We start from the raw sequence: 26,373 nt of genomic DNA, 5'->3' as shown, positions 1-26,373 counted from the left end.
GTGCGCGATCCCGGTGTTCGGCCGTGGTCCCGAAGGAGTCTGTGGTCCGGAAACAGCCCCCATGCGGTGGAACCTATGCGGACTGGGCGAGTGCGGTCGTCCGGGCGTAGCGGGAGTCACCGTCGGTGCGGTGCCACCACCAGGCGAAGACTGCCGCGGAGCCGACCGCGATGAGCGAGGACAGCAGTGCGTCCAGCCAGGTGCCGCTGGTCTCGTTCAGATCGGCCATGCCGAACGCGCCGAGGGCGAAGATGACTGCATTGTTGACCGCGTGCAGGGCGATGGCGGCCTCAAGCCCTCCGGTGCGCCAGGTCAGCCAGGTCGCGGCCACGGCGAACACGCCCACCGCGGCGAGTCCCCAGGCGTCGTAGTCGTGTCCGAGCACGAACAGCGGCAGCGAGATCAGCAGTCCCCAGATTGGCGCCCTGAGCCAGTGCCCGACGACCTGCATCAAGACGCCGCGGAACAGGTATTCCTCACCGGCGGCCTGCAGCGGAATGATCAGCACGGCGACCGCCAGCATGCCCAGCGTCCGGCCGGAGACGACGGGCGCCCACGGGTCGAGCGCCCAGATCACGGCGAGCGGCAGCAGCACCGGCCCGGTCGTCAGCATCAGGGAGCGGGCGAACAGGCCCCAGCGGAAGCGTCCCGCCACCGAGTCGAGGGTGCCGCGGCGTCCCATCAACCGCACGGTAAGGCGTCCGGCGGGAATGAACAGTGCCAGCATCAGACCCAGGAACGCTGCCTGCGCGGGGTCGTTCAGGTCGAGATTCTCGGCGCTCATCGAGTCGGGCGAGAACGGCAGCTGCATCCAGATCACCACCAGACCGACCATGAAGACCAGGTAGCTCAGGATGAACAGTCCGATGGTGGCAAGCGGACGCGACCAGCCGGGCGTGAGCCGGCTCAGCCGGAAATAGGTCAGCTCCTCCTGCGCCGGCGTTGGGGTGGATGTCGTGGTGTGTTCCAGTGAGAGTGTCATGGCTTCACCCTCGCGGTGGGCGCCCACCCGGCGGGATCGGTCGACCGGACGCCTCACGCCGCCGAAAGTCGCCCCTGCCCTCATCCTTTCGGCTGACAGAACCGTCCGCGCCGGATCGGTAGATTGCGCCGGGTGAGCATTCTGCGCGGAGCCCGGACGGCGGCGATCCTGGCCGGGGTCGCCCTGGTCGGGGTCGTGGTGCAGGTGGTCTCGTGGATGATTCTCTACCCCGACCTGCCCCAGCTGCCGGACGCCGAGTTCGAGCCGATCGCGTTATTGATGCTCGGCGAGGTGGTCCTCGGTCTGCTCGCGATAGTGCTGCTTCCGTTGGTGATCGGGGCAGGTGCCCGACCCGGACGGCGCGCCGGCATCGCCGCGCTCGTCATCATCGTTGCCGGGGCGTCCGCGTTCGCCCTACCGGCGTCCCTGATCGCGTTGGGCGTGATGGCGTCCTGGCGCCGGCGGGGCTGGCTGATCGCGGCCGCGGTGGCCTGGCTCGCGGTGCAGATTCCGATCATCGCGGCCGACGCGGACCCGTGGCTGGGCCTCGCCGCGGCCTCCTTGGTGGGTGCGGTGGTCGTGCTGGTGGGACTGTCGGCGGGACGCCGGCGCGAGCTGATGGAGTCCCTTCGCGACCGCGCCGAGGCGCTGGAGCGCGAGCAGGCGGCGGTCGTCGCCCGTACCCGGCTCGCCGAGCGGACCCGGATCGCCCGCGAGATGCACGACACGCTCTCGCATCGGCTGTCGCTGATCTCGCTGCATGCTGGCGGCCTCGCGGTGCACCCGGACGCGGAACCGGCCCGCGTCGAGGAGACCACCCGGCTCATCCAGCAGGCGGCGCAGACGGCGTCCGAGGAACTCCATGCCATGCTCGCCGTGCTGCGCGACGATCAGCACGACGTCCGGCCCGATCTGACCCTGGCCGACCTGACCCGTGCCGACCGGGACGGCCTCGCCGCCGCACCCGGCACCGACATCCAGGTCGACGTCGATCCGGCCCTCGCCGCGCAACTCGGCACCCTGAGCCCGTCGGCATCGAGGGCGCTCGCCCGCGCCGTCGCCGAAGGGATCGCCAACGCCGTCAAACACGCGCCGGGGCGGCCGGTCGCCGTCACCGTCACCGGGACGCCGAGCGAATGGGCGCAGGTGGAGGTACGCAATCCGCTCGGCGCCGGATCCGCGCTAGCCGGCGGCTATGGCCTCGTGGGGTTGCGGGAACGGATCGAACTCGCCGGCGGCCAGTTGGACGCCGGGCGCCACGGCAGCGACTTCGTGCTGCGAGCATGGGTGCCATGGACGTGACCCCGCCCGCCACCGCCCGCACCCTGCTTGTCGACGACGAGCCGCTGATCCGATCCGGACTACGCCTGATCCTCGACGGCACGCCCGGTATCGAGGTGGTCGGCGAGGCCGGCGACGGACGGGCCGGCGTCCAGGCTGCCGCGTCGCTGCGGCCCGACGTGGTGCTGATGGATCTGCGCATGCCGGTCCTCGACGGCATCGCCGCCACCCGCGAGATCGTCGCCGCCGGGCACGGCGCGGCCGTCGTGGTGCTCACCTCGTTCGACACAGAGGGGTTCATCGCCGACGCCCTGGACGCCGGCGCCCAGGGATTCCTGCTCAAGAACGCGCCACCGGAAGAGTTGATCGACGCCGTCCGGCATGCCGCAGCCGGGGCGATGCCGTTCAGTCCGGCCGTATTGCGCCGGGTCACTCAGCTGGCTGCCCGTGCGCCGCGTCCGGGTGGTGCCGACCCGCTGGGCGCCTTGAGCGACCGCGAGCGCGAGGTGGCGCTGCTGATCGCCGACGGCCTCGGCAACCAGGAGATCGCCGACCGGCTCTATCTGTCGCTGCCGACCGTCAAGACCTACGTCGGCCGGCTGCTGACCAAGCTGGACGCCGGCAACCGCGTCCAGATCGCCCTGGCCGTGCAGCGTGCGCGGCTAAGGAACCGCTGATCATTCGCGTCATCCCGGACTTGATCCGACTTGATCCAGGCCGGCGTGCTGGCGGTTGCCGCGGGGCGTCCGCTCTCACCGTCGATTCGGCCCCGCTGCTGTCGCGGATGCTGCTCGCCCTGCTGGTGGTCGGACCGGGGAGGAAGCCGTTTCCGCGGGCTGGTGCAAACCCGGCTCGATCAGGCGTTGGACGGCCGTGCGCGTCTTCGGCACCGAACTGGGCTGGGTGGGTGCTGGCCTCGCTACTCTTCGGTCTGGCCCACCGTCAGTCGCCCGTCGGTGCCGGACTGGCCGGTTGGGCGCTGTGGACGACGGTCGCCGGCCTGCTCTTCGGCTACATCCGGGCCAAGGCTGGCAGTTTCGTTGCGTCCGGGATTGTGCACGGGGTGCTGCCGGCCGTGTCGGCGGTCTTTACGCCAGGGCCGTGAACTCATGCGGTCGGGAGCAGCTGGCAAGGTCTCCGCAAGGTATCTGTGGATTTCCCGGTCGCTCGAGCCAAATTCTTGTGGTTATTCCGACCGTGGAGCGGGCCGATCCGGACTCGAGCCACTTTCTTGTGGATATGGACACCCCGGCGGGGTAGGTCATTTCCACCAGAATTCGGCTCGAGTGCGGACTGGACCTCGACACGGCTGTTATAACCATCAGAATTCGGCTTGAGCGGTCGACCACGGTCGAGCACCGAGTCCAGTGAACCTGCTCACCGTGTCGTCGACGCCCACACGGCCAGCTCGTTGCCGGCCGGGTCGGTGAAGTGGAAACGTCGTCCACCGGGAAAGTCGTCCACCGGGAAAATCGTAGGGATCGGCCAGCACCCTCCGAAACGGACGGCCGGGCCAGGCCAGGCTGCCACAGATCGTCCGGATCGGGTCAGCGCCGGGCGATCCCGCAGATCATCGTGTTGACCGGATAGAAGACGCTGCCACGCAGCTGCACTTCGACGATGGTGGTGTCCGCGAACCCGGCGTGTTCGATGGCGGCCGCGGTGTCGCGATGCAGATCGCACCCTTCGAACAGCCAGGCCCATGGGACGTCTAACGCATGCTGCATGCGCAACCGAAGGCTGCCGGGCGGGGCGGCGACGTGTTCGACGAAACGGAACCGGCCGCCGGGACGCAGCACCCGGACGACCTCGCGCAGCACGGCGTCCGGATCGGGCACGGTGCAGAGCACCAGCGAGCAGATCACCTCGTCGACCGAGCGGTCGGGCAGCGGGAGCCGGTCGGCGTAGCTGGGGAGGAGGGTCAGCGGGACGCCGGCCCGTGCGCAGCGGCGTTCGAGGGCCGGGTGCATGCGCAGGTTCGGCTCGACGGCGACGAGTTGGGCCCCGGCAGGAAGGTAGCGGAGGTTGGCGCCGATGCCGGGGCCGATCTCCACCACCCGGTCGGCGGCGAGATCGTCGAAGGCGGTCCGCTTGAGCGGCCGGGCGATGCGTTCGATGTACCGGTCGAACGCCACAAAGAACCAGGCGTTGAAACGTCCACGGACGGCGTGATCGAAGGTCTGTAGGCCATCGGCCATCGGACTCCTCCCAGCGTCTCGAATACATCGGCACCCCAGTATCGGTGCCGGGCCGCCCCCACGACAGCGGCATCTGTGACAGATCGGCCATTGGAATCGCCATGGGACCAGTTCAGTGCCGACCCCTTTCGGGACACTGTCTTCGTCATCCCGGCGGATGCCGGGATCTCTGCGGCCCTTGATCGTCGAGGGTGGTGGGACCCGAAGCTATGTGCCAGTTGCACGGGGTCTCGACCAGCGGTGGACGCGTCGATCAGTGCCTTCCTTGGTGAAGAACGGGCTTCCGTTGGCCGAGCTTGTCGAGTCCGGTCGGTTCAGTCAGCTCTGCGGACGCCGGCGGTGGCTGGATCCGGCTTGCTGCCAGGGGTGGGCGCCGCCGACGCTGCGGTGGTTGATGCCGGCGGCGTCCCAGCGTTCACCTTGGTGCACCAACCGGGCGAAGAAGTCGTCGGCGCCGGCCGGGGTCGCTGCCCAGGCGATCTCGGCCAGCGCGGCCACCCGCGGGAACGCCATGTACTCGAACTGTTCGATGGTCGGCAGATACTCCGCCCACAGTTGCGCCTGGACGCCGAGCAGTAGGCCGGGTGCGTCGTCCGGCACCCCGAGCGCAGGGTCGTAGCCGAGCACCTTCTGCCACGGCAGATGGCCGCCGATCGCGTGCGGCTCGTTCACGTGGTCGCTCTGGTACTGGTCGATGTAGGTGAACTCGCCGGGTGCCATCACCACATCGTGTCCGCTCGCCAGCGCCTTGACGCCGGGCAGATGGCCGCGCCACGACATCACCACGGTGCCGGGGGAGTCGTGACCTTCGACCACCTCGTCCCAGGCGACCGCCTGACGTCCGTGGGCGGCGAGCCAGTCGCGCATCCGGTCGGTGAACCAGTCCTGCAGGTCGTCGACACCGGCCAGGCCGAGTTCGCCGGCCAGCGTCGTCGCCGCCTTGCTCTGCCGCCATTGAGTCTTCGGGCACTCGTCGCCGCCGATGTGGATATGCCGGGACGGGAACACGTTGATGAGTTGGGTGACGATCTCCTCGATCAGCGCCAGCGTCGCGGGCGCCAGATGCAGAACCTCGTCGAAGACGCCGAACCCGGTAGCCACCGGCTTGCGCTCGGCGTCCGGATCGCCGTACTCCGGGTACGCCGCCAGCAGGGCTCGGACGTGGCCGGGCAGGTCGATCTCGGGCACGATCGTGACGCCGCGACGCTGCGCGTAGCCGACCAGGGCGCGAAGCTGGTCCTGCGTGTAGTAGCCGCCGTGCGGTCGTCCGTCGACCGCGTCCCAGGCCGGAACATAGGTGCCGGTGCGCCACGAGCCCACCCGGACCAGCTCGGGGTAGCCGTGCACCTCGAACCGCCACCCCTGGTCGTCGGTGAGATGCAAATGCAGCACGTCCAGTTTGAGGGCGGCCATCTGATCGACGAACCGGTACAGGGCCGGCAGCGGCTTGAAGTGCCGCGCCACGTCGACCAGGACGCCGCGCCAGCCGAAGCGCGGGGCGTCCTCGATCAGCAGCTGCGGCAGCACCAACGGCGCGCCGGGCAGCGGGGCGGGTCCGGACGCCCAGGCTGGCAGCAGTTGCCGCAGCGTGTGGCCGGCGGCCAGGTAGCCGGCGGAATCGCCGGCCGCGACCTCGACGCCTCGCTCGCCGATCTCCAGCCGGTAGCCGCCCGGCGCGATCCGGACGTCGTCGACCAGCCGGATCAGGCCATCGGCGTCCGGAATCAGGCGCAGCCCGGCGCCGGGGCCGAGGGCGTCCGCCACCAGGTCGATCGCCGTCGGCGAGCCGGTCACCGTGGTCGCCGTGGGCAGTGTCACCGTGCCGTGGCCGAGGGTGACGGACGCCGGCGCGGGAATCAGGCCCAGCGCGTTGACCCGGTCGGCGCCCGCGGTGAGCGCGGCACGCACCCGGTCGATCCACAGCCAGGGCGCTGTCCGGCCTCCCGGCAGTGCCTGGAAGTACTCCCAGACGTCCACGCCGCCGATCTCGGGGTATTTCGCGGCGATCGCCGACAAGGTGGCGCACAACCGATCGATGGCGACGTAGCCCTCGGCGTCCGCGGGATTGCCGACCACGCCGAGAACGAGCTTGTCGACTTCGACGACGCCCCGATCGATCACCCGCTGAATATCGCGGGTGTCCTGCAGGCTGCCGTAGCCGCTGTAGAACTGCAGCTGCAGCCAGTCGATCTGGTCGCCGCGAACCCGGTACAGCTCTTCGTAGTCGAAACCGGACAGATTGGCACCGCCGCACATCGCGGACGCGACCGGGGACAGAACGATGTCGAACTCCGGACCGAAATCGGCCCGCAATGCGTCGATCAGCCGGACGACGCCCGCGAGACTCATCTCCTGCTCGACGTCGATGTCGACGCCCTGCAGGTCATGCGTCCGGAGAAAATCGCGGAACGCCGGGTAATAGGTCGCGAACTCGTCCCCGTCGAGTTTGCCTATCGTTCCGGGGGCCCAACCGCCCACCATTGCCAGCACCCTCACCCCATGGCCGCGGACCATGGCGGCCTCCGACCACAACCTGTCGTGATGCGGATCGTCGTGCGGGTGGTCATTCACCGTGACCGTGGCGTCACTGCGAATGTGCACCGCGGCAATGATCAGATGGCTGAGACCGCCGCTGGAGATCACCGGGGCGAGCGGCACGAACGTCTCGCCGTGTCCGTGGGACTGGTGATAGACGACGACGCGCGGCGTGGCTGATGGCAACGGGGCAACTCCTATCGGCGATCGGGTGATCGGGTCACCTGGACGGCATCAGCGACGGGGCGGCTGTCGACGAAACGGTATCGCGGAACGTGATGTCGCTTCGACCGGCCGTGCGGCGGTTCACGCGCAGCAGCGGTGGTCCGTCCCACCCTCGCGAACCGGCGGGCAGGGGCCGGTCGGCGTACCTGGGACGCATCTGTCTCTGGTGCAGACGGCCACGGTCGCCCAGACTGGAACCCGACCGGGGCCGGTTGAGCCCTGCGATTCCCCCAATCGATGAGAGGACGACATGGCGTCGGACATCAAACACGTCACCTTCCGCAACCCGGACATGTACTGGGACATCGCGGCTGACATCTACTTCCCGCCCGGCTTCGACGAGTCGAAGAGCTACCCGGCGATCGTCTGCGCGCACCCGATCGGCAGCTGCAAAGACCAGACCTCCGGGAACATCTACGCCACCGCGCTGGCCGAGGCCGGCAACGTGGCGATCGCCTTCGACGCGAGCTTCCAGGGTTCCAGCGGCGGCACCCCGCGCTTCCTGGAAGATCCGGCGCAGCGCGTCGAAGACTTTCGTCGCGTGGTCGACTACCTGGTCACCCTGCCCTACGTGGACGGCGACCGGATCGGCGTGCTCGGCGTCTGCGGTGGCGGCGGCTACACCCTCAACGTCGCGATGACCGAGAAGCGGTTCAAGGCCGTCGTCTCGATCACCGGCGTGAACTACGGCCGGATGCTCCGGGACAACACCGGCGACGGGCTGCTCGACGCGCTTCGCGGGGTGGGCGTGCAGCGCACCGCCGAGGCGCGCGGCGCCGAGGGCGTGGTGAACGGCATGCTGCCGCCGACCGCCGAGGGCGCCCAGCAGGTCGGCGACATCGACGTGATCGAGGCGTTCGACTACTACCGCACCGGACGCGGCGAGGCCGCCAACGGCTGCGTGCTGTTCGAGGCCGCACACGGCGCGTCCGCGCTGGGCTGGGACGCCTTCCACCTGGCCGAGCGGCTGCTCGACCAGCCGCTGCTGGTCGTCGTCGGCGACAAGCAGGGTGCGTTCGGCGCCTATCGCGACGGCCTGGAGATCCACGAGCGGGCGGCGTCCACCGACAAGGAGCTGCTGGTCCTGAAGGGTGTCTCGCACTACGACCTGTACGACCAGCCGGTCGGAGCCGGCGAGGCGCTGAAGCGGGTCGTCCCGTTCTTCGCCGAGAAGCTCTGAATCGTCGTACCGCCGGCCCCGGACCCTCAGGGTTCGGGGCCGGTTGCCTTTGTCCCCCGACGTCTCTTTCGGACGCGATGCGCGGGCACGCTCAGGGGCGTGCCGCAGGCGGTTCGGCCGATAGCTGAGTGGGACAGTTCTGGACCAGGATATGTGTCGATTCCGGCGATATTCTGTGGGCGTTGTGCGCGCAGCGGCAGCGTTGTCGCTATGCGCGCGACATAAACCAACCAGTTCTTGAAGAGGATTTCGTCGTCGCCTCCTCGTGACCGCCAAGGGACCTCACATGTCTGAATCGCATTCGTCGGCGAACGTCGCCGACAGTCTCCAACCACCGACACCCGAGGGCATGGAGCCATTCCGGCTCAATGCCGTCCAGCGCAACACGCTGTTCTTCTCGCTGATGATCGGGTTCTTCCTGATCTTCGTCTGCTACGCCAGCGTCGGGGCCGTGTTCTTGCCCGCGGCGCTCTCCGAACTCGACGAGGCGAACAAGGAAAACAACCTCGCCGCGATCATGAGCCTGACCGCCGTGTTCACCATGTTCATCCAGCCCATCGTCGGCGCGGTCTCCGACCGTACCCAGTCGCGGTTCGGACGTCGGACGCCGTGGATGGTGCTCGGCGGCCTTTCCGGCGGCACGATCGTCATTCTGATGCAGTTCGCCAACACGTTCGCCTACCTGGCGATCTGCGCGATTCTGGTGCAGGTTCTGCTCAACATCATGCAGGGCCCGATCTCGACGATCCTGGCCGACCGGGTCAGCTATGACCACCGCGCCTTCGGATCGTCGTTCGTGGGTGTCGGCCAGGCGCTCGGCATCTCCGGCGGCATGGCGCTGGCCGGCAACCTGATCAACCAGATGGGCGTCGGGTACACCATCTTCGGCGCCACGATGATCGTCGTCACCCTGCTCTTCGTCGTGCTCAACAAGGACATGGACTCCACCGGTCTGGTCCGGGACGCCTTCAGCTGGAAGGAGTTCGGGCTCGGTTTCGTCCGTCCGTTGAACTTCAAGAAGCACCCCGACTTCGTCTGGGCCTTCGGCGGCCGCTTCTTCATGGTGCTGGGCTACCAGGCGATTCAGGCGTACGGCCTCTACATTCTCACCGACTACATCGGCCTGCCGATCACCGAGGCCGGCCAGGTGCTGGGCATCATGTCCATTCTCACCATGATCACGATGATGATCTCGACGGTCGTCTTCGGCCGGCTCTCCGACACCACCGGACGCCGCAAGATGTTCGTCTTCGGCGCCAGCGCGCTGATGGCGATCGCCATCGCGGTGCCGATGGTAGTGCCCACCACCATGTCGATGTACATCTACGCGTTTGTCGTCGGTATCGGCTACGGCGCCTACACCTCGGTCGACCTGGCTCTGATGATCGATGTGCTGCCGTCGTCCGGAGCGGTCGGCAAAGACCTCGGCGTGCTGAACCTGGCCTCGAACATTCCGCAGATCCTGGTGCCGATCCTGGCCGCTTTCCTGATCGCCCTGGTCGGGAACTACACGGTGATCTTCATCTACGCGATCGTCGGCGTGGTGGTCTCGTCACTGCTGGTCTTCCCGATCAAATCGGTGAAATAGCCGGCGCATTCTTCACCGAGGGCGGCCGCGATTCCGAACTCCGCCGCCCTCGGTGAGCCCTCCGTTTCGTCCAGACCACGTCTCTCGCTCAAGGAGCATGCACATGCCGGTACGGCCACGTTTTGAAAATTCGCGAATCCTGGTGTCGAACATGGACGCCTCGCTCAAGTTCTATTGCGACACGCTCGGGCTGGTGCCGGTCGGCGGCTTCCGGGTGAAGGGCGAGGTGGCGTTCGTCGAGATCTTTCTCGCCGACCGGGAGAACCGCCGCTGCCTCACCCTGCAAGAGTCGCCGCTCACCCCGGTCGCGTCCGGGACGACCGGCTACCCGCCCTTCGTGATGACGGTCGCGACGCCGGACGACCACGCCGAGGCGCTGCGCGCCGTTCAGGACGCCGGCTACGAGATCGCGGTGCAGCCATTGGAGATCGGCGACACCAGGTGCTTCATGCCGGTCGACCCGGACGGCTACCTGGTCGAGGTCATCTACCAGCCCGGCGAGGACGATCTGGCCTGGGGGAATGTCGACGGGGAGTATTCGGTCATCGAGGTGGACGGCCTGCCCGACGGTCTGCTCGGCCGGACCCTGAAATAGCCCGGCCACGCGTCGGCAGCCCAACCGCCACGTCGAAATCATTCACTTCACCACAGAGGAGTCATCTCATGGCAACGTTCACAGAGCCGGTGCGCGGCGGATGGTCCGGGCGTATCGCGCAGCTGAACACCGAGTACTTCGAGGCCGCGTCCGACACGTTCGGCGGCAAGGTCGGTGTGTCGGTGTCGTTCCCGAACGGCTACGACCCGGACGGCCCCGCCATCCCGGTCGTCTACGCACTCGATTCACAATGGCACGGCGGAATCTACGAGAAGATGCATCTGGGGCTGACCGGGCCCGAGGGCACCCAGGCCGTGCAGCGATTCGTCCAGGTCAACATCGGCTACATCGACGAGGGCGTCGATGCGCTGGCCGTGCGCAACCGCGACCTGGTGCCCCCTGGTGAACCGGTTCCCGCCGCAATGCGCGACTTCATCACCGAGATGTTCGGCTCGCAGGAGGGACTGGTAGAGCAGTTCTTTGAATGGCTGGACAACCCGCACGCCGACCACTTCCTCGCCTTCCTCGAGAACGAACTGCACCCGTTCGTGAAGGGCCGCTACAACGTGAGCGACGAGAATGTGGGACTGTTCGGGTTCTCCTACGGTGGTCTGTTCGCTATCTACGCGTTGACCCAGAACTCGACGCTGTTCAGCAACTTCGGCGCCGGCAGCCCCGGCATTCTGGTGCCGGACAGCACGATCTGCGATCTGTACCGGGCATTCAAGGACGATCCGGCCAGCGCGGGGCGGGCACGCCACCTGCATGTGACATTGGGCGCGGGAGAGATCTTCGGTCCGCATGCCTTCTATCGCCAGCTGGCGATCGAGGTTCTCCAATTCCTGGATCTGGTGAGCGGCGACCCGGTGCCCGGTGTGACGTTGTCCACCAAGGTCTTCGAGGTCGAAGACCACGAGACCGGCACCATCGACGCCTACCGCAGCTTCGCGCGCACCTGCTACCCGGCGAAGTAATCGTCCTCGGCCGAGCCTGCCGGGCGCCGTTGGTCGAGCTTGTCAGCCTGTCGTTGGTCGAGCTTGTCGTGCTGTCGTTGGTCGAGCTTGTCGAGACCCTTGGTGGTACATCGGCGGCACGGGTTCGACAGACTCAACCAGCGGCAGACCGACGTTCGGCTGGTGTGGGCAAGGGCGTCGCCGGGGACGAATTGCGGCCGTTCGCGGCAGTCGTCATGTCGGCGAGCATCCGCAGGGCCTGCTCCGAGTGCGAACCGGCCCGTGCCGTCCACAGAATGAGTTCCTGGTCGGGGTCGGACACCGAGGCCAGCGTGTCCCATTGCAGGGTGACGTCGCCGATGATCGGATGCCGGAACACTTTCGAGCCGACATTGCGCACCGCGACATGGTGGGCGGCCCACAGCGTCCGGAATGTCTCGTGCCGAGCCGACATCTCATCGATCAACGCGTTCAGTTCGGGATCGTCTGGGTAGCGGCTCGCCGACATCCGAAGATGTCCGAGGCAGGTGATCGCGACCGCCTCCCAGGACGGGTAGAGGTTGCGCATCGCGGGCGAATCGAAGAGCAGCCGCACGTAATTGCGGTCCGATGCGGGAAGCGCACCGAAATCGACCATCAGCGCGGCGGCCAGCGAATTCCAGGCCAGAATCTCCATCCGGGGGCCGACCACCAGGGCCGGAGTGAAGGTGAGTTCGTCGAGCAGCGTGCGCAGCGCCGGACGCAGGCGTTGTGGGCTGGAGGGCGGGGGATGGACGTCGTCCTTGCCGGCAAGCTCGAACAGGTACGCGCGCTGATCGGGGTCGAGCTGCAGACCGCGGGCCAGGGCGTCCAGGACGCCGAGGGACGCCGGCCGCCGACCCTGCTCGATCCGGGTGTAGTAGTCGGTGCTGATCGAGGCGAGCATCGCCACCTCTTCACGGCGCAGCCCGCGCACCCTCCGGCGGGCGTCGCTACGAGGCAGTCCGACTGCCGCCGGGGTGAGTTGCGCGCGGCGGGTTCTGAGGAAGGCGCCCAGGGTCGTGGCGCGATCGACGCTCATCATCGGGCGGTCGCCTGTCGATGTCTCGAGTCACCGATCACCGCGCGAAGCTCCTTGTCCTGGCCGGTCGTCCGTCGGGATGACCTCCGAGTAGCCGCCAGGCACAACCCAGCCTCCGTCAGGGCGTTGACGATCGCGACTCTACCCGCGGGCACGGGCCGGGACCTGGGCCAAGAGTGGCCCATGTTGGGGTGTCTCGGGCGCGGGATAGGGTCGGAACGGGTCGAACGGACGGCGACGGAGCCCGTCCTCGGCCCCCTCGCCGATCCTTCTTGGTGGGAGATCAGCATGCGCTATCCCGACGAACCGTTGCGCCTGCTCGACGGGCTGATCGCGGGGCTCCGGTTCGCTCCTGCCGAGGCTGGGGACGCCCCGACCATCGTCTACCTGCACGGCGGCGAGAGCCAGGCATCCGACGCGGTCGTGCAGCTGGGGGCCGCCGCCTACAACGGCTATCCGGGCATCTCGCTGAACCGTCCCGACTATCTCGACAGCGCCTCGCTGGGCATGCCGTACGACCAGGACGAAGGGTTCTATCTGGCCAGCGCCAAACGGCTGGACGACGCCATCGCCCTCCGTGGACGCCGGCGTCATGGAGGGCGCCTCGCACGCCATTCACGACGGTCCGCGGGGCCGCGGCTATCTGTTCTCTGTGCTCGCCTTCGTCGAGCGGTGCCGCACCGCACCGTGAGCATCACGTCGCAGACAGTGGAGTCGCGGACGCGCCATTGACGCCGACGCGATCCGTGGGTGCCGCGATCCCCGAGTTGGATCGTCCGCTGCCCGATTCTGGGTGACAGCTGCGCATCCACCCGAGGCGATCTGCGGCCGCCAAACCTTACACCGTGCGTCCCGCACGCCCGCGCTCGGGGGCTGCAGCGGATCCCGCCGGTCAGGTCCTCGCCCGGAACTGCATTGATCAGCGTTCCCTCTCACGGTTGACATAAGGCGCAGTTTCTATAGAGACTGGATTAATAGAGGTGATCGGTTGCCTGCTGGCTCGGTGGCCTCACAGATGGCGCTCCTCGGATGCGTGCGTGCGCCTCACATCGGAGTCTCCGCGTGACTGTTCTCGTCGTGCGGCCGAGACGTGGAGGTTGTGGTTGTCGGCGCGTCACGAAGTCGCCAAGCAGTTCGCCCGCACGTACGCGCAAGCGGACAAGGCGCGCAAGGGCGAACTGCTGGATGCACTCGCCGCAACCACCGGATGGACCAGGGACCACTCCCGACGGGCGATCCGTCAGGCGGCCCTCGACCACCACGATGCCGGTCCACGGTCGCGTAAGCCCAAACCGCGAAAATACTCCGACGACGCCCTCGCCGTGTTGCAGGAAGTCTGGAGGCTCACCGGCCGGCCGTCGGGCAAATATCTGGCCGCGGTGATGGACGACATCCTGAACCGGCTGATCCGGTTCGCCGAGCTCGACCAGGTCGGTGCGCGGCTCACCCCGGAGGTGCTGGACGAGGTGCGGTCGATGTCCGCGGCGACCATCGACCGCTACCTGAAGCCGCATCGGGTGGAGGCTCGTCCGGCGAGCCCGGCCGTGCCGAACCTGAGCCAGATCCTGCGGCCGTCGAGCCACGTCTGCGTCGCCGCCGGACGTCCGACGGGTGCCGCCCTGTTGGAGGTGAAGGCGGTCGCTCACTGCGGCGATGATCCCACCGGCGAGTTTCTGTGGACGGTGGCCGCCACCGATCCGATGACAGGATGGACGCAGCTGCGGACCGCCGCCAATCGCTCCGTCCGAGACATCGCCGCGGCCATGGACTGGATCGCCGGCAACGTCGTGCTTCCGCTCGGAGGGGTCGTCGTGGGGACTGGTGCCGACGAGTTCATCCGCGGCGCGGTGGCTGACTGGGCGCACGCCAGGAACGTCGAGATGGTGGGAGTTCCGGATCGGGGCGACGACCTCGCCGACAGCGGGCAACGCCGGACGGGACGACGTGGGCGGCGGGCTAGGTACCGGACCGACGCGGAGCGGCGGTTGCTCGACGAACTGTGGGAGGTGAGCGCCGCGCGCAAGAACCATCTCGTGCCGTGCGTCAAGGCTGTCGGGTGGATCCAGTCGGACGTCGGGCGGAAGCGGCTCTACGACGCGCCGCGCACCCCCTATCGCAGGCTGGTGGAACAGCGTGGGCTTGCGCCGGCGGCACGCGCCCGGTTGGACGACGAGCACGCCCGGCTGAACCCCGCCCAGATCACCCGCGACATCGAACGCGTTCAGGACGAGTTGCGAGGCATTGCCGAACCGGATGCCGAGCCGACCGCCGGCTGATTCTGATCGGGATGCGCCACGGCCGAGGAGGCCGGGGTCGTGCGACGTGGGACGCGGTCGATCGGGTCGTCCTGCCGGAGGTGACCGGGCGCGCCGGCAACGGCGGGTGGGCGTGCCCGACGAGCTCAGCCGGAGCCGCCGTGGCAGAGGTGTGTCACGAACATTTCTTGATGAGGCAAGCACCGGTATTCGCGTACATGATTCTATGAGGCAGGTGGACGTATTGGTTGGTCGCAGATTCGCAGGCAGGTGCGCATGTCCGCTGAATCCCGTCTGCGTGTCGGTGCGTGACGTCGGGGGCATTCTTTCGACGCCGATGCCGTGTCGCGTGCGTGCTTTTGTGAGGCGCGTCCGACCCTTTCTCTCCGGATATCGACATGGTAACGTTCGCGGCGATCCGGACCAACGACGCCCCAGGAGGCCTGTATGACGACTCTGACCCGGGACAAGATCGCGACAGCCGACGCAGCGAACGACGCCGAGGACAGTCGGAAGCCGCTGCTCAGCACCCAGACCATCCTCTTGATGAACCTCGGAGGATTCGGTACGTCATTCGCTTTCGGCCTGCAGCAGACCGCCATCAACCCGCTGTTCGCGATGCTGGGCGCCGACGGACATTCGCTGCCGATCCTCAACCTGGCGGGTCCGATGACCGGCCTGATCATCCAGCCGATGATCGGGGTGATGAGCGACCACACCTGGCACCCCAAGTGGGGCCAGCGCCGGCCCTACATCGTCGCGGGCTGCGTTCTCGCCGCGCTGTGTCTGTTCTTGTTCCCGTTCGTCTCGGCCATCTGGATGGCTGTCGTGCTGTTGTGGGCGATGGACGCCGGCAACAACACCGCCGCCGAGCCCTACAAGGCGATGATCGCCGGCAAGCTGCGGCTCTCGCAGAGAACCCAGGGCTTCCTGCTCCAGGCGATGCTGGGCGCGGCGGGCGGCATCGTCGCCAACATCGCGCTGTTCGGCTTCCAGCAACTCATTCAGGGCAGCTCGGCGGCGGGCATCCCGAACTGGGTTCCGGCGGTGTTCTGGACCGGTGCGGCCTGCGCGCTGATCACCGTGATGATCTCGACGGTCTACACCAAGGAGATTCCGCCCACCGACGAGGAACTCGCCAGGATGCGGGCCAAGAGCGTCGGCCCGGTCGGGATCGTCAAAGAGATCGCCGAGGCGGTCAAGGTGATGCCGATGGGCATGCACAAGCTCGGCCTGGTCTACGCCTTTCAGTGGTACGGCCTGTTCATCTGGTGGCAGTTCGCCTCGCTGGCGATCGGCAAGACCGTGTTCAACGCCGAGCCGGGCGGTCCGGGCTACGAGGAGGCGGTCGGCTGGACCGGCCTGGCCAACGCCTGGGGTTCGGTCGTGCAGCTGCTGGTGTCGCTGGCCCTGATCCCGATCGCGGTTCGTTTCGGTGCCAAGCGCGTCCACGCGGTCTGCCTGCTAGTCGCGGGCGTGGGCTTCACGGTCTTCCCGCACGTCTCCGACAAATACCTGATGTTCCTGCCGCTGGCCGGCTACGGCGTTGCTATGGCGAGCATCGCCTCGCTGCCGTACGTGATGGCCACCTCGATGGTGCCCAAGGAGCGAATCGGCGTCTACCTCGGCATCTTGAACATGATGATCGTGGTGCCCCAGCTGGTGCAGACACTGACCTTCGGCTGGATCTACGAGCATCTGCTCGGCAACGATCCCGGCAACGCTATGACGTTCTGCGGCGTGCTGTTCGTCTTCGGCGCCATCGCCGCGACGTGGGTCAATGCGCCGCACGCCGACGACGAGTCGCCGATCATGCCGCTGGGCTCCCCGCGTCGGATCACCTCGGTCTACAAGCGCGTGATCGTGGGTTCTGACGGCACCCCGGCGTCGCTGGCGACGGTCGGGCACGCCGCCGGCCTGGCGGCAGCCGCCGAGGCCCGGCTGGTGGTGGTGTCCGCCTACAACCCGGACGTCTCCGCGGGCCTGACCAAGCCCGGTGCGAACGAGCACATCGACCTGTACGGCGAGGACGCCGCCCGCGCCGCGGTCGAGGCGTCCGTCCGTGAACTCACCAAGCATCGGTTCAAGCGGATCGAGACCCACATGATCCCGGGCAGTCCCGCCCAGGCCGTCCTGGAGGCGGCCGGAAAGGACCCCGACAATCTGATCGTCGTGGGCAACCGAGGCGTCGGTGCGGCCGAGGGTGAGGCGCTGGGCGCGGTTCCGCGCGAGATCGTCAAACAGGCGGTGTGCAACGTGATGATCGTGCAGACCAACGACGACGGTTCGGTGATCGCCGGCGGCGGGATCCGGCAGGCGGACTGACGCCGTCCGATTCGCCGGGCAGCTACCGCCCGGCAAAACGGCTTCCACTCGGGCGCGTGCCACGCACCCCGACCAATCGACGCACCTGGAGGAGATCACGAGATGAAATGGAAGAACCTCGTCGTGGGGGTCGACGGCTCCGAGAGCAGCCGCGCCGCCCTGCGCTGGGCCTATGACGTCGCGCTGACGCAGAATGCCGAGCTCACCACGATCCTGACCTGGCGGCCGGTGCCGCCGCCACCCGCCGGCTCGGCGTCCACCTACAACCCGGAGTACGACCACGCCGACCAGGCGCGCGTCGCCGAGGAGCAACTGCTCGCGATCATCAGCGAAGAGTTGGGTGACGATCCCGGGGTGCTGGTGAGGCCGAAGGTGGTGGTGGGACGCGCGGCGAAGTCGCTGATCGATGCCTCCCACGATGCCGACCTGCTGGTGGTGGGCAGCCGGGGGATCGGCGGTTTCGCGGGCATGCTGTTGGGATCGGTCAGCCAGCATGTCGCCGCGCACGCGGCCTGCACCGTCGTCGTTGTCCGTGCTCCGGGCAGCGACGAGGCAGCGGCGACCGACGAGTCGCTCGCTGACGACGTCGGCTGACTCGGCGTCCTGGGCACCTCGGGCCTGCTGTCGCGCCCGGCTCCTGCCCAGAGCTGTTGAATATATCTATGTCGGAGGATAATCTCCGTTATATGAGAACTGAGGCACCTCTGCTCGCCCCGATCTTTCGTTCGGACGGACAGGCACGCCTTCTCTCGGCTTTGTTGCTCGGCGACGACGAACTCAGCGTGACAGACCTGGCGACGCGCACGGGGTCTGCCTACCCGAGTGTGCATCGCGAAGTGGCGCGGCTCTTGGACGCCGGGATCCTCGCGGAGCGCCAGGTTGGCCGTACCCGGTTGATTCGGGCGAACGCAGGCAACCCGATCGTGCCTCCGCTGCGTGACATCCTGCTGATCGTCAGCGGACCGGCGGCGCTTCTGGCCGAAGAACTGCGGGGGATCGGAGGCGTGGAGTCCGCGTTCCTGTACGGCTCGTTCGCGGCTCGTGTGCAAGGGGTCGAAGGGCCGGCGCCGAACGATATCGATCTGATGGTGATCGGGACGCCCGATCCCGATCTGGTCGACGAGGCGTGCGACCGCGTCGAGGACCTTGTCCAACGACCTGTGAATGCCACCATCCTGACTGCCGCCGAAGCGCAGCAGGAGTCCGGCTTCCTCACCCAGGTGCGTAATAGCCCGATTGCGCCGATTGTTGGCTCTCCGCCATGGCAGTGACCCCACTGACCACGGCGCAGGCCCGTGCGGTCGCAACCCTGGTTACAGCCCAGTACTCAGCTGCTCTCGGGCTGGGGGTGGGAACATGACCGGGTTCAGCGGGAACAGCCACGAGCCGCGCGCTGATCAGCGCTCGGTGGTCACTCGTGCGACGTGCAGGGCCAGGTATGAGATCTCGTCCGGGGTGAGTGCCGAGCCGAGCCGCAGTTCCAGCACGCCGGCCAACCGGACGGCGACCTCGGCCGCCTTCGGGAACGATTCGCGGATGGCCAGGCCGACGCTGGTCGGCTCGGCGTCCAGTTGCTTGTGGTTGTGGATCCGGACGAACAGGTAGCGCAGGTGGGTGATGAACCGTCCGACGCTGACGCTGCCGGCATCGAGGGTGATGCCGTAGGCCTGCTCGATGACGGTGACCAGCTGCTGGATCACCCCGGTCATTCGGTAGGTGTACGACAGGTCGCCGGTGGCGAAACCTGCGTTGACCAGGTGTAACGCCAAACCGACGGCTTCACTGTCGGGGAGCTGGACGTCGCTGTGGGCGTTGATCTCGCGCAGCAGCGCCCCGGCCTGGCGGTACTCGTCGGTGTACAGGTGCTGAACCTCGGCGAGCAGGGGATAGGCGATGTCTATGCCCAGACTGACCCGGCGGATGGCGAAGCTGACGTGATCGGCAAGGGCGATGACCGCGGCCGGGTTGCGGCTGACCGCGTCGAGGCCGACGGCGCCGATGGACCGGCTGACCAGTTGGATGTGCTCGGGCGGGATGCCTGCCAGCAGTTCGGCGAGATGGTCGGGGTCGCGTCCGTCGGCCGGGACGAAGATGCGGACGACCTTGCCTGCGTCCACGCTCTGACCCGGCCGGGCCTGGAACCCCAGGCCGCGGCCGGTCAGGATGACTTCGCGCCCCCGCTCGTCCAGAGCGAGGACGAGGTTGTTGTTGAAGACGCGCAGAATTTCCATGCGATCACACCGGTGGCCGCCCCCGAGCGGGGGCGGCCACCGGCGACTCCTCTCAGGCCTCGATGTCGATGACCGGGTCGCCCAGGGAGACCGTGCCCGGTGCAGCCGGCGTGACCGACTTCAGAGTCATCGTGTTGATCACCACGACCATGGTGGTGGTGTCGTATCCGGCGGCCTTGACGGTGTCCAGATCGACGGTCGCGAGCGGGTCTCCCACCTCGACCCGCTGATCCTTGGCGACGCCGACCGTGAAGCCCTTGCCCTCCAGCTGGACCGTGTCGATGCCGACATGCACCAGCACCTCGACGCCGTCGTCGGTCTTGATGCCGAAGGCGTGACCGCTCTCCGGCACCGTCATCAGCACACCGGACACGGGCGCGATGACCTGGCCGTCGGTCGGCACGATACCCACACCGTCACCCAGCGCCTTGGAGGCGAACACCTTGTCGGCGACATCGGTGAGCGCGACCAGCTCGCCGGCGACCGGGGCGGACACCGTGCGGGTGGCGACCAGGGTTCCGACGGCGGCGGGGGCCGCAGTGGCGACCGCAGCCGGGGCGGCGGCGGGGGCCGGGGCAGCGGCGGCCTGCTCGGCGGCGAATTCCGCCTTCTGCTCCGGGGTGCGGTAGTCGCTGATGATGACCAGCATCATCGACACCACGAAGGCCGCGACGATGGCGATGGAGTAGATCCACATCGGGCTGAACACCGGGATGGTGAGCAGCGAGGTGAACGCGAAGGTGGAGGCCTTCACGGTGCCGAACATCCACCCCAGGATGCCGATCGTCACGCCGCCGACCGCACAGCCGACCAGCATCCGCGGGTAGATCCGCTTGTAGCGCAGGTGGATGCCGTACAAAGAGGGTTCGGAGATGCCGCCCAGCAGGCCGGCGGCCAAGGCGCCGATCGCGGTCTGCCGCACCTCCATGTCCTTTGCCCGGCTGGCCACGACCAGAACGCCGGCGGTGGCGCCGAAGCAGGCGAAGTTCCAGGTGCCCATCGGGCCCTGGATGAAGTCGTAGCCCAGGGTGCTGATGTTGGCCAGCATCAGGGCGTTCAGCGGCCAGTGCAGGCCGAGCGGCACCAGGAACGGGTAGATCATCGGGATCAGCACGGCGAACAACAGCGGCACCGCAGTGTTCAACCAGGCCAGCCCGGCACCCAGGCCGTTGCCGATCCAGATGCTGAACGGGCCGATCAGGAAGCCGGTGATCGGGACCATGATCAGCAGGCTGAAGAACGGCACGAACACCATCTGCACGTTCTCCGGGAAGATCTTCAGCAACAGCTTGTACAGCTGGGCCAGCACCGCGACCATGATCAGCGGCACGAACACCTGGCCGCCGTAGCCGTTGAGTTGCATCGGCAGGCCGAAGATCTTCGCGACGCACTGGTCATTGCCCAGCACCTCGACACAGACCGTGTCGGCTGCGTCCTTGAGCGACAGGAACTCCGGGGTGAACATGGCGGCCATGATCGAGGCGCCGATCCAGGGATCGATCTTGAGTGCCTTGGAAGCGTTGTAGGCGACCATGATCGGCAGGAAGTACAGCACCGAGCGCCACATGCTGTCCCAGAACACCCAGGTGGCACCGGCGTCGGTCAGCCGGTCGGCGCCCTGGAACGGGACGAGGTGCAGCGCGTCCAGAACGGCCGCGATGGCGATGATCAGGGACGAGCCGAGCAGCACGCCGAGCAGCGGCCGGAACGCGTTCGAGAGGTACTCGAAGAAGGCGTCGAGCCAGGCCACCTTGCCGCGGGCCTTGGCGCGTTCGGCGGCCTTGATGTCGGCATCGCTGACTGCCGCGGACGGCGCGGCGCCACCCTTCATCGACGGCAGGTTGGTGATGTCGGCATAGACCGACGCCACGGCGCCGCCGATGATCACCTGGTAACGGTCACCGCTCTGCGGAACCGAGCCCAGGACGCCCTGAATGGCGTCCAGCGCCTTGGCATCGACCAGGCCGGCGTCCTTCAGTTCGAAACGCAGCCGGGTCGCGCAGTGGGTGAGACTTGTGATGTTGCCGGGACCGCCGACCTTTTCGACGATCTGCTCGGCCGTAGTGGACGCCATTGTCGGTTCCTGTCTACTCGTTAGCATTTGGGGAAATCTGGACTGGAAACAAAAAACGACCCGAGTTGCACCGCTAGATGCGACTCAGGTCTTGCCCCTAGTCGGGTAGCAACCCTTTGGTGAGCTTGCGCTCTCCGAGCACAGTAGCACCCGTGGTGCGGGAGCGTCAGCAAACCTGCGGACGACACGTCAGCGGTCGGGCGGTGGGGGCGGGATCGACCCCACCGCGGGTGCGTTCCCCGGCCAGATCAGCAGCACCCGGCAGGGGGCATGGTCGACCACGAACCGGGTGTGCTTGCCGAGGCTGCCCGGCCCGAGCCGGGTATGGTCGCCGTCCCGGCCCAGGATCAGGTAGTCGGCGTCACCCGCGGCCGCGGTGACGATCCGCTCGGGGAAGCCCGACTCCAGCCGGACTTCGGCGTCCTGACCGAGCCGTTCGCGGGCTTGCCGCAGCATCGTCTCGGCGGCCTCGCGGCCGAGCTGGTCGAGTTGTTCGGTGGCCTGCCGCCGGCGTCCGCGTCCGATCAGCGAACCGAAACCCGTGTCGGGTGCGCCGGCGGACGCTTCCCGGACGCAGATCAGGGTCACCTCGGCCGGACGGGACCCTGCCAACTCGCGGGCGGCGTCGACACAGGCCGGCCAGGTGCCTTCGCGCACCCAGATCGTGATCTTCATGCCATACCTCCGATGGTCAGCGAAATCCACAGTGCCAGCACACCCATGACGATCGCGATGGGGGTGGCCAGCAGGCCGAGCAGGGTGAACTCCTGGATCGGCGTCTCGTGATCGTGGGCCTGGACGATCCGGCGCCACAACAGAGTGGCAAGCGATCCGACGTAGGTCAGGTTGGGCCCGACATTGACGCCGATCAGCACGGCCAGCACCGCGCCCGGACCCGATTGGGCGGCGAACGGCAGCAGCACCAGCACGGCGGGCAGATTGTTCACCAGATTCGCCAGCAGCGCGGCCAGGCCAGCCCAGAGCAGCAGCGCGATCAGCGATTCGCCGGACGGCACGATTCGTCCGATGGCCGCACCCAGACCGCCTTCGACCACCGCCGTCACCACGACGCCCAGCGACAGCACGAAGGCCAGGAAGCCCAGGTTGATGAAATCGGGGATGTCCTTCGCCGTGACCTGCTTCAGCTTCAAGGCACGGGCCAACAGCACCAGCGCGCCGGCCAGGGCGACCCAGGCCGCTTCGATCTGGAACAGGGACGCCACCACGAAGCCGGCCAAGGTGAGCGCCAGCACGAGAGCCGAGAAGCGCGGCAGCTGCGGCACCTCAGGCGGTTCGGGGTTGGTCGCCGGAATCGACAGGTCGGCGGCGAAGAACCTCCGGAACGCGACGTACTCGACCACCAGGACGCCCAGCCAGGGCAGCGCCATCAGCCCGGCGAACGACACGAAGGTCAGCCCGGCCGCCGACATCGCCAGCAGATTGGTCAGATTCGACACTGGCAGCAGCAGCGAGCCGGCATTGGCCAGGTGCGTGCAGGCGTAGGCGTGCGGTTTCGAACGCACCCCCATTCGGGACGCCGTCGCGAAGACCACCGGGGTGAGCAACACCACCGTGGCGTCCAGCGACAGCACCGCGGTGACCGATGCCGCCAGCACGAAGACGGCAATCAGCAGGCGTTGCGGATCGCCCCGGCTCTTGGCGGCCATCAGGGCGCCGGCGTAGCGGAAGAGGTCGTCGGCATCGCACAGTTCGCTGATCACCAGCACCGCGGCAAGGAACGCGACCACCGGGAACAGGTGTTCGACCTCGGCCCAGGCCTTGTCCCAGCCCAGCGCGCCGGTCAGCAAGACCACCAGCGCCGCTGGGACGGCGGCCACCGCCTCGGACAGGCCACGCGGCCGGATCACGGCGAAGCCGAGCACAACGACCAGCATCGATACCGCGATGACCTCGCCCACGGACGTTCACCCTAGTCCTGCCGGACGCCGGCCTGCCCTCACCCCAAAGGGTCGGAGCGAAGCAGACGGGGTCATCCCGGATGACCCGGGATCTCTGCGATGACACTGTCAGGGTCGGGAGAGATCCCGGCGTTCACCGGGATGACGTGGGCCGGGGTGACGTGGATCAGCCGCGACGCAGCGAACGCGGGACCGTCCGGCACCGACCGCACCGGCGTGATCGACTGACCGGAACGGAACGGCGGCGAGGTCCACCAGGGTGACCAGGTCGACGTCGGCCACCCATTCGCCGGCCCTCGGGTCCTTGCCGATCCAGCCGACGCTGCCGATCAGCGCCCGGCGGCGTCCACGTCGACCAGGTAGGGACTGACCCCGGTGGCCAGCCGTTCCGGGCGGCCCACGGCGTCCAGATCGATCAGGCTGAGGGTGTCGGAACCGACGCCGGCCGGGAACACGTCCCGGCGTTGCGCGCCGGTTTGGCGTCGGCGCTGACGAACAAGTTCGACGTCAGTACCCCAACGCAGTGTCCACCACATTGTGCAGCGGACGCCCGGCCAGATAGCGCTTGAGGTTTCCGCAGAAGATCTCGCAGATCCGCTCGTCCTCCTTATTGTCCAAACCGCCCGAATGCGGGCTGATCAGGACGTTCTCCAGATCCCACAGCGGGGAATCGGCGGGCAGCGGCTCGACCGCGAAGACGTCCAGGGCGGCGAAACCGACCTGTCCCGAGCGCAGCGCCTCGACCAGGGCGTCCTCGTCGATCACGGTGCCGCGTCCGACGTTGACGATCGTCACGCCCGGCTTTGTAAGCGACAGCAACTGTGCGTTGACCAGCTTCTCGGTCTGCGCGGTGCCAGGAAGGGTGAGCACGATGTGATCGGCCCGGCCGACGATGCTCGCCAGGTCGTCCAGAGCATGCACCTCGTCGACGTTCTTGACCTCGCTGACCCGGCGCTTCACGCCGAGTGTGGTCATGCCGAGCGCCTTGCAGCGCTTGGCCACCTGCTGCCCGATGCCGCCCAGGCCGCCGATCAGCACGGTGCTGCCCTCGAGCGGACGTCCGACCACACGGGTGGGCCAGTCGTGGGCACGCTGCTGACGCTGCAGCCGGGGGAGTTCCTTGCAGCCGCAGACCAGGCCGAAGATCGCCCACTCGGCCAGCGGAATGCCGTGGGCACCCGCCGAGGTGGTGAACACGATCCGTTGCAGCGCCTCGGCGGGCAGGCCGGCTGCGACCACCTGACCGCCGCCGCCGGCGGCCATCGTCATCACCCAGCGCAGACCGGGATTGGCCGCGACCGTTCGGGCCAGGGCGGCCGGCTGGACGTCCGGGATGCCGTAGAGCACCTCGGCGCTGTCCACCAGGGCGTCGAAACGGGCCTGCTGCTCCGGCGTCCGGCGGAACGAGGGGTCGCCGGCGAAGTCTGCCGGGTGCCGCATCGGCGGCAGCAGCTCCTGGTCGACGACCACCTCGACCCGAGGGTCGACGGCCGCGACCCGGTCGCACAGTTCGGGGGCCAGCGGCGTGGCGACGACCACCCGCACCTTGTCCTGCTCAGGCATGCACAATCTCCTGTCCGGCGTCGTTGAGATCCGTCAGACTACGGCCCTTGGTCTCCGGGGTGACGAAGGTGGTGAGGAACGAGATCAGCGACAGCAGCGCCGAGTAGCCCGCGACCACCCACCAGGCGTTGCCGGTGACGGCGAGGACCGAGGCGCCGACCAGCGGAGCGATGCCGCCGGCGAGGACGGCGGAGAACTCGCGTGCCGTGGCCACACCGGTGAACCGGTGCTGGTTGCCGAACAGTTCGGGCAGCATGGCGCACTGCGGGCCGAGCATCGCCTGGACGCCGACGCCGATGCCGACGCCCATCACCAGCAGCACCAGCCAGATCTGGCCCAGGGTGAGCAGCCAGATGCCGGGGAAGGCGAACGCCATGCTGAAGAACGCGCCCCAGCGGTAGACCGGCACCCGGCCGAACCGGTCGGAGAGGTGACCGAACAGCACCACGGTGAAGATGGAGATCAGCGCGGCCACGACCGCACCCCAGGTGCTGAGCAGGGCCTGGCCCTTGTAGGCGGGCAGGCTGGCCACGTAGGCGAGCAGCAGCGCGGAGTAGATCGACGAGTTGCCGTTCTCACCCATCCGCAGGCCGATGCCGATCAGAATGTTGCGCCTCGAGGTGGCGATGGCCTGGCCGACGCTCTGCTTGACCGGGGCCTCGCGATGGGCCTCGGCTTCTTCCAGGGCCTCGAAGGCGGGCGACTCTTTGAGCCGCATCCGGATCACGACGGCGACGATGATCAGGACGGCGCCGAGCAGGAACGGCACCCGCCAGAGCCAGCCGAACAGGACGTCGCGACTCGCCAAGGCCAGCAGGGCGAAGGTGCCGGCGCCGAGCAGGGTGCCGACCTGAATGCCGACGAAGGGCAGGGCGGCGAAGAAGCCGCGGCGCTTGCGTGGCGCGAATTCGGAGATCAGGACGGTGGCGCCGGCCTGCTCGGCGCCGGCGCCCAGACCCTGGGCGATCCGCAGCGCGACCAGCAGGATGGCACCCCAGATGCCCACCGAGTCATAGGTGGGCAGCAGGCCGATCAGCATCGACGAGCCGCCCATCAGGGCGATGGTGATGATCAGGACGACCTTGCGGCCGATCTTGTCGCCCATGGCGCCGAAGACCAGGCCGCCGATCGGGCGGGCTGCGAAGCCCACCGCGTAGGTGCCCAGTGCCGCGATGGTGGCGCCGGCGGGACCGAGCGGCTTGAAGAAGAGTTCGCCGAAAATCAGTGCGCTGGCCAGGCCGTAGATGTAGAAGTCGTAGTACTCCAGGGCGGAGCCGACCGACGACGCGAGGGTGGCGCGCCGGAGCTGGACCGGATCAACCGACTCCGGCTCCTCCGTGGGTGGGCGGAGAGCGTATGGCTGAGACATGAGAGCTCCTTTGTTCTCGATGTGATGCCACCATCATCCA

Annotated in this window: 24 protein-coding genes; 13 read left to right on the top strand and 11 right to left on the bottom strand. The window is 67.9% G+C overall.

What is annotated here, in order from left to right; all coding sequences use genetic code 11:
• Positions 1–73: 73 nt before the first annotated feature.
• Entirely contained in the window at positions 74–982 is a 909-nt protein-coding gene (locus QM619_RS07090; protein ID WP_415106016.1) for a lysostaphin resistance A-like protein, read from the bottom strand.
• A gap of 132 nt (positions 983–1,114) precedes the next feature.
• Here QM619_RS07090 and QM619_RS07085 point away from each other — a divergent pair, with 132 nt between their 5' ends.
• From QM619_RS07085 to QM619_RS07075, 3 genes are all read left to right on the top strand, one after another.
• Positions 1,115–2,284, top strand: a complete 1,170-nt coding sequence (locus QM619_RS07085) for a sensor histidine kinase (RefSeq protein WP_415106010.1) — start codon at positions 1,115–1,117, stop codon at positions 2,282–2,284.
• Entirely contained in the window at positions 2,275–2,940 is a 666-nt protein-coding gene (locus tag QM619_RS07080) for a response regulator (protein WP_415106008.1), read from the top strand. Before QM619_RS07085 ends, QM619_RS07080 begins: the two co-directional genes overlap by 10 nt.
• A 107-nt stretch (positions 2,941–3,047) precedes the next feature.
• Entirely contained in the window at positions 3,048–3,368 is a 321-nt protein-coding gene (locus QM619_RS07075) for a type II CAAX prenyl endopeptidase Rce1 family protein (protein ID WP_415106005.1), read from the top strand.
• A gap of 442 nt (positions 3,369–3,810) precedes the next feature.
• Here the strand turns inward: QM619_RS07075 and QM619_RS07070 are convergent, their stop codons facing one another.
• Together QM619_RS07070 and QM619_RS07065 are read right to left on the bottom strand one after the other, a co-directional pair.
• Positions 3,811–4,461 (bottom strand): class I SAM-dependent methyltransferase, encoded by a 651-nt coding sequence (locus tag QM619_RS07070; protein ID WP_415106002.1) that lies wholly within the window; start codon positions 4,459–4,461, stop codon positions 3,811–3,813.
• A 318-nt stretch (positions 4,462–4,779) separates the two neighbouring features.
• The gene (locus QM619_RS07065; RefSeq protein ID WP_415105999.1) at positions 4,780–7,182 is read right to left on the bottom strand and encodes a family 20 glycosylhydrolase; all 2,403 of its coding nucleotides are present in this window, start codon (positions 7,180–7,182) and stop codon (positions 4,780–4,782) included.
• Positions 7,183–7,471: 289 nt separating this feature from the next.
• On the opposite strand from QM619_RS07065, the gene QM619_RS07060 reads away from it, so the two are divergent.
• The 4 genes from QM619_RS07060 (at position 7,472) to QM619_RS07045 (ending at position 11,558) form a co-directional block, all read left to right on the top strand.
• Positions 7,472–8,401: an alpha/beta hydrolase gene (locus QM619_RS07060; RefSeq protein ID WP_415105996.1), complete on the top strand. Its 930-nt coding sequence runs from the start codon at positions 7,472–7,474 to the stop codon at positions 8,399–8,401.
• Between the two features lie 286 nt (positions 8,402–8,687).
• Complete coding sequence (locus QM619_RS07055; protein ID WP_415105993.1) at positions 8,688–9,989, top strand: MFS transporter; 1,302 nt, start codon at positions 8,688–8,690, stop codon at positions 9,987–9,989.
• Between the two features lie 97 nt (positions 9,990–10,086).
• A complete protein-coding gene (locus tag QM619_RS07050; RefSeq protein WP_415105991.1) occupies positions 10,087–10,584 on the top strand; it encodes a VOC family protein in 498 nt (165 codons plus the stop codon).
• Positions 10,585–10,652: 68 nt separating this feature from the next.
• The gene (locus QM619_RS07045; RefSeq protein ID WP_415105988.1) at positions 10,653–11,558 is read left to right on the top strand and encodes an alpha/beta hydrolase; all 906 of its coding nucleotides are present in this window, start codon (positions 10,653–10,655) and stop codon (positions 11,556–11,558) included.
• Positions 11,559–11,691: 133 nt separating this feature from the next.
• Here QM619_RS07045 and QM619_RS07040 read toward each other — a convergent pair whose 3' ends face one another.
• Positions 11,692–12,597, bottom strand: a complete 906-nt coding sequence (locus tag QM619_RS07040) for a helix-turn-helix domain-containing protein (protein ID WP_415105985.1) — start codon at positions 12,595–12,597, stop codon at positions 11,692–11,694.
• A gap of 288 nt (positions 12,598–12,885) precedes the next feature.
• Between QM619_RS07040 and QM619_RS07035 the strand changes: the two genes are divergently transcribed.
• The 5 genes from QM619_RS07035 (at position 12,886) to QM619_RS07015 (ending at position 18,448) form a co-directional block, all read left to right on the top strand.
• Positions 12,886–13,329 carry a hypothetical protein gene (locus tag QM619_RS07035; protein WP_415105982.1) on the top strand — a complete coding sequence of 148 codons (444 nt, stop codon included), beginning with the start codon at positions 12,886–12,888 and terminating at the stop codon, positions 13,327–13,329.
• 371 nt (positions 13,330–13,700) lie between these two features.
• Entirely contained in the window at positions 13,701–14,873 is a 1,173-nt protein-coding gene (locus tag QM619_RS07030) for an integrase (RefSeq protein WP_415105979.1), read from the top strand.
• A gap of 426 nt (positions 14,874–15,299) precedes the next feature.
• On the top strand, positions 15,300–17,177 hold the full coding sequence (locus tag QM619_RS07025) for a universal stress protein (RefSeq protein WP_415105977.1): 1,878 nt from the start codon (positions 15,300–15,302) through the stop codon (positions 17,175–17,177).
• Between the two features lie 102 nt (positions 17,178–17,279).
• Positions 17,280–17,771 (top strand): universal stress protein, encoded by a 492-nt coding sequence (locus tag QM619_RS07020; protein ID WP_415105974.1) that lies wholly within the window; start codon positions 17,280–17,282, stop codon positions 17,769–17,771.
• A gap of 92 nt (positions 17,772–17,863) precedes the next feature.
• Positions 17,864–18,448, top strand: coding sequence for a MarR family transcriptional regulator (locus QM619_RS07015; RefSeq protein ID WP_415105971.1), 585 nt, complete (start codon positions 17,864–17,866; stop codon positions 18,446–18,448).
• A 126-nt stretch (positions 18,449–18,574) separates the two neighbouring features.
• On the opposite strand, the gene QM619_RS07010 is transcribed toward QM619_RS07015, so the two are convergent.
• The 4 genes from QM619_RS07010 to QM619_RS06995 all read right to left on the bottom strand — a co-directional run bounded on the left by QM619_RS07010 (position 18,575) and on the right by QM619_RS06995 (position 23,401).
• Positions 18,575–19,408: a PRD domain-containing protein gene (locus QM619_RS07010; RefSeq protein ID WP_415105968.1), complete on the bottom strand. Its 834-nt coding sequence runs from the start codon at positions 19,406–19,408 to the stop codon at positions 18,575–18,577.
• A 52-nt stretch (positions 19,409–19,460) separates the two neighbouring features.
• Positions 19,461–21,482 carry a glucose PTS transporter subunit IIA gene (locus QM619_RS07005; RefSeq protein ID WP_415105965.1) on the bottom strand — a complete coding sequence of 674 codons (2,022 nt, stop codon included), beginning with the start codon at positions 21,480–21,482 and terminating at the stop codon, positions 19,461–19,463.
• Between the two features lie 189 nt (positions 21,483–21,671).
• On the bottom strand, positions 21,672–22,157 hold the full coding sequence (locus QM619_RS07000; protein WP_415105962.1) for a universal stress protein: 486 nt from the start codon (positions 22,155–22,157) through the stop codon (positions 21,672–21,674).
• The gene (locus tag QM619_RS06995; protein WP_415105959.1) at positions 22,154–23,401 is read right to left on the bottom strand and encodes an SLC13 family permease; all 1,248 of its coding nucleotides are present in this window, start codon (positions 23,399–23,401) and stop codon (positions 22,154–22,156) included. Before QM619_RS06995 ends, QM619_RS07000 begins: the two co-directional genes overlap by 4 nt.
• Before the next feature lie 99 nt (positions 23,402–23,500).
• On the opposite strand from QM619_RS06995, the gene QM619_RS06990 reads away from it, so the two are divergent.
• Positions 23,501–23,629 carry a hypothetical protein gene (locus QM619_RS06990; protein ID WP_415105956.1) on the top strand — a complete coding sequence of 43 codons (129 nt, stop codon included), beginning with the start codon at positions 23,501–23,503 and terminating at the stop codon, positions 23,627–23,629.
• Positions 23,630–23,730: 101 nt separating this feature from the next.
• Here QM619_RS06990 and QM619_RS06985 read toward each other — a convergent pair whose 3' ends face one another.
• Genes QM619_RS06985 through QM619_RS06975 form a run of 3 tightly spaced genes read right to left on the bottom strand, consistent with a single transcriptional unit; the run spans position 23,731 to position 26,333 of the window.
• A complete protein-coding gene (locus QM619_RS06985; RefSeq protein ID WP_415105953.1) occupies positions 23,731–23,856 on the bottom strand; it encodes a hypothetical protein in 126 nt (41 codons plus the stop codon).
• Positions 23,857–23,908: 52 nt separating this feature from the next.
• Entirely contained in the window at positions 23,909–24,964 is a 1,056-nt protein-coding gene (locus QM619_RS06980) for a D-2-hydroxyacid dehydrogenase (RefSeq protein WP_415105950.1), read from the bottom strand.
• Positions 24,957–26,333, bottom strand: coding sequence for an MFS transporter (locus QM619_RS06975; RefSeq protein WP_415105947.1), 1,377 nt, complete (start codon positions 26,331–26,333; stop codon positions 24,957–24,959). The genes QM619_RS06980 and QM619_RS06975 overlap by 8 nt, the downstream gene beginning before the upstream one ends.
• Positions 26,334–26,373: the final 40 nt, after the last annotated feature.

This window comes from Micropruina sp., from assembly GCF_047606665.1.
GTDB lineage: Bacteria > Actinomycetota > Actinomycetes > Propionibacteriales > Propionibacteriaceae > Micropruina.
Note: the sequence above shows the minus strand (reverse complement) of the source record. Positions and strands in the feature narration are given on the sequence as shown.

Bases quoted from the DNA above. Each gene is read 5' to 3' on its own strand.
- QM619_RS07090 (WP_415106016.1), bottom strand. From the start codon at position 982: ATGACACTCTCACTGGAACACACCACGACATCCACCCCAACGCCGGCG.
- QM619_RS07080 (WP_415106008.1), top strand. From the start codon at position 2,275: ATGGACGTGACCCCGCCCGCCACCGCCCGCACCCTGCTTGTCGACGAC.
- QM619_RS07075 (WP_415106005.1), top strand. From the start codon at position 3,048: ATGCTGCTCGCCCTGCTGGTGGTCGGACCGGGGAGGAAGCCGTTTCCG.
- QM619_RS07070 (WP_415106002.1), bottom strand. From the start codon at position 4,461: ATGGCCGATGGCCTACAGACCTTCGATCACGCCGTCCGTGGACGTTTC.
- QM619_RS07060 (WP_415105996.1), top strand. From the start codon at position 7,472: ATGGCGTCGGACATCAAACACGTCACCTTCCGCAACCCGGACATGTAC.
- QM619_RS07055 (WP_415105993.1), top strand. From the start codon at position 8,688: ATGTCTGAATCGCATTCGTCGGCGAACGTCGCCGACAGTCTCCAACCA.
- QM619_RS07050 (WP_415105991.1), top strand. From the start codon at position 10,087: ATGCACATGCCGGTACGGCCACGTTTTGAAAATTCGCGAATCCTGGTG.
- QM619_RS07045 (WP_415105988.1), top strand. From the start codon at position 10,653: ATGGCAACGTTCACAGAGCCGGTGCGCGGCGGATGGTCCGGGCGTATC.
- QM619_RS07040 (WP_415105985.1), bottom strand. From the start codon at position 12,597: ATGAGCGTCGATCGCGCCACGACCCTGGGCGCCTTCCTCAGAACCCGC.
- QM619_RS07035 (WP_415105982.1), top strand. From the start codon at position 12,886: ATGCGCTATCCCGACGAACCGTTGCGCCTGCTCGACGGGCTGATCGCG.
- QM619_RS07025 (WP_415105977.1), top strand. From the start codon at position 15,300: ATGACGACTCTGACCCGGGACAAGATCGCGACAGCCGACGCAGCGAAC.
- QM619_RS07020 (WP_415105974.1), top strand. From the start codon at position 17,280: ATGAAATGGAAGAACCTCGTCGTGGGGGTCGACGGCTCCGAGAGCAGC.
- QM619_RS07015 (WP_415105971.1), top strand. From the start codon at position 17,864: ATGAGAACTGAGGCACCTCTGCTCGCCCCGATCTTTCGTTCGGACGGA.
- QM619_RS07010 (WP_415105968.1), bottom strand. From the start codon at position 19,408: ATGGAAATTCTGCGCGTCTTCAACAACAACCTCGTCCTCGCTCTGGAC.
- QM619_RS07005 (WP_415105965.1), bottom strand. From the start codon at position 21,482: ATGGCGTCCACTACGGCCGAGCAGATCGTCGAAAAGGTCGGCGGTCCC.
- QM619_RS07000 (WP_415105962.1), bottom strand. From the start codon at position 22,157: ATGAAGATCACGATCTGGGTGCGCGAAGGCACCTGGCCGGCCTGTGTC.
- QM619_RS06990 (WP_415105956.1), top strand. From the start codon at position 23,501: ATGACACTGTCAGGGTCGGGAGAGATCCCGGCGTTCACCGGGATGACG.
- QM619_RS06980 (WP_415105950.1), bottom strand. From the start codon at position 24,964: ATGCCTGAGCAGGACAAGGTGCGGGTGGTCGTCGCCACGCCGCTGGCC.
- QM619_RS06975 (WP_415105947.1), bottom strand. From the start codon at position 26,333: ATGTCTCAGCCATACGCTCTCCGCCCACCCACGGAGGAGCCGGAGTCG.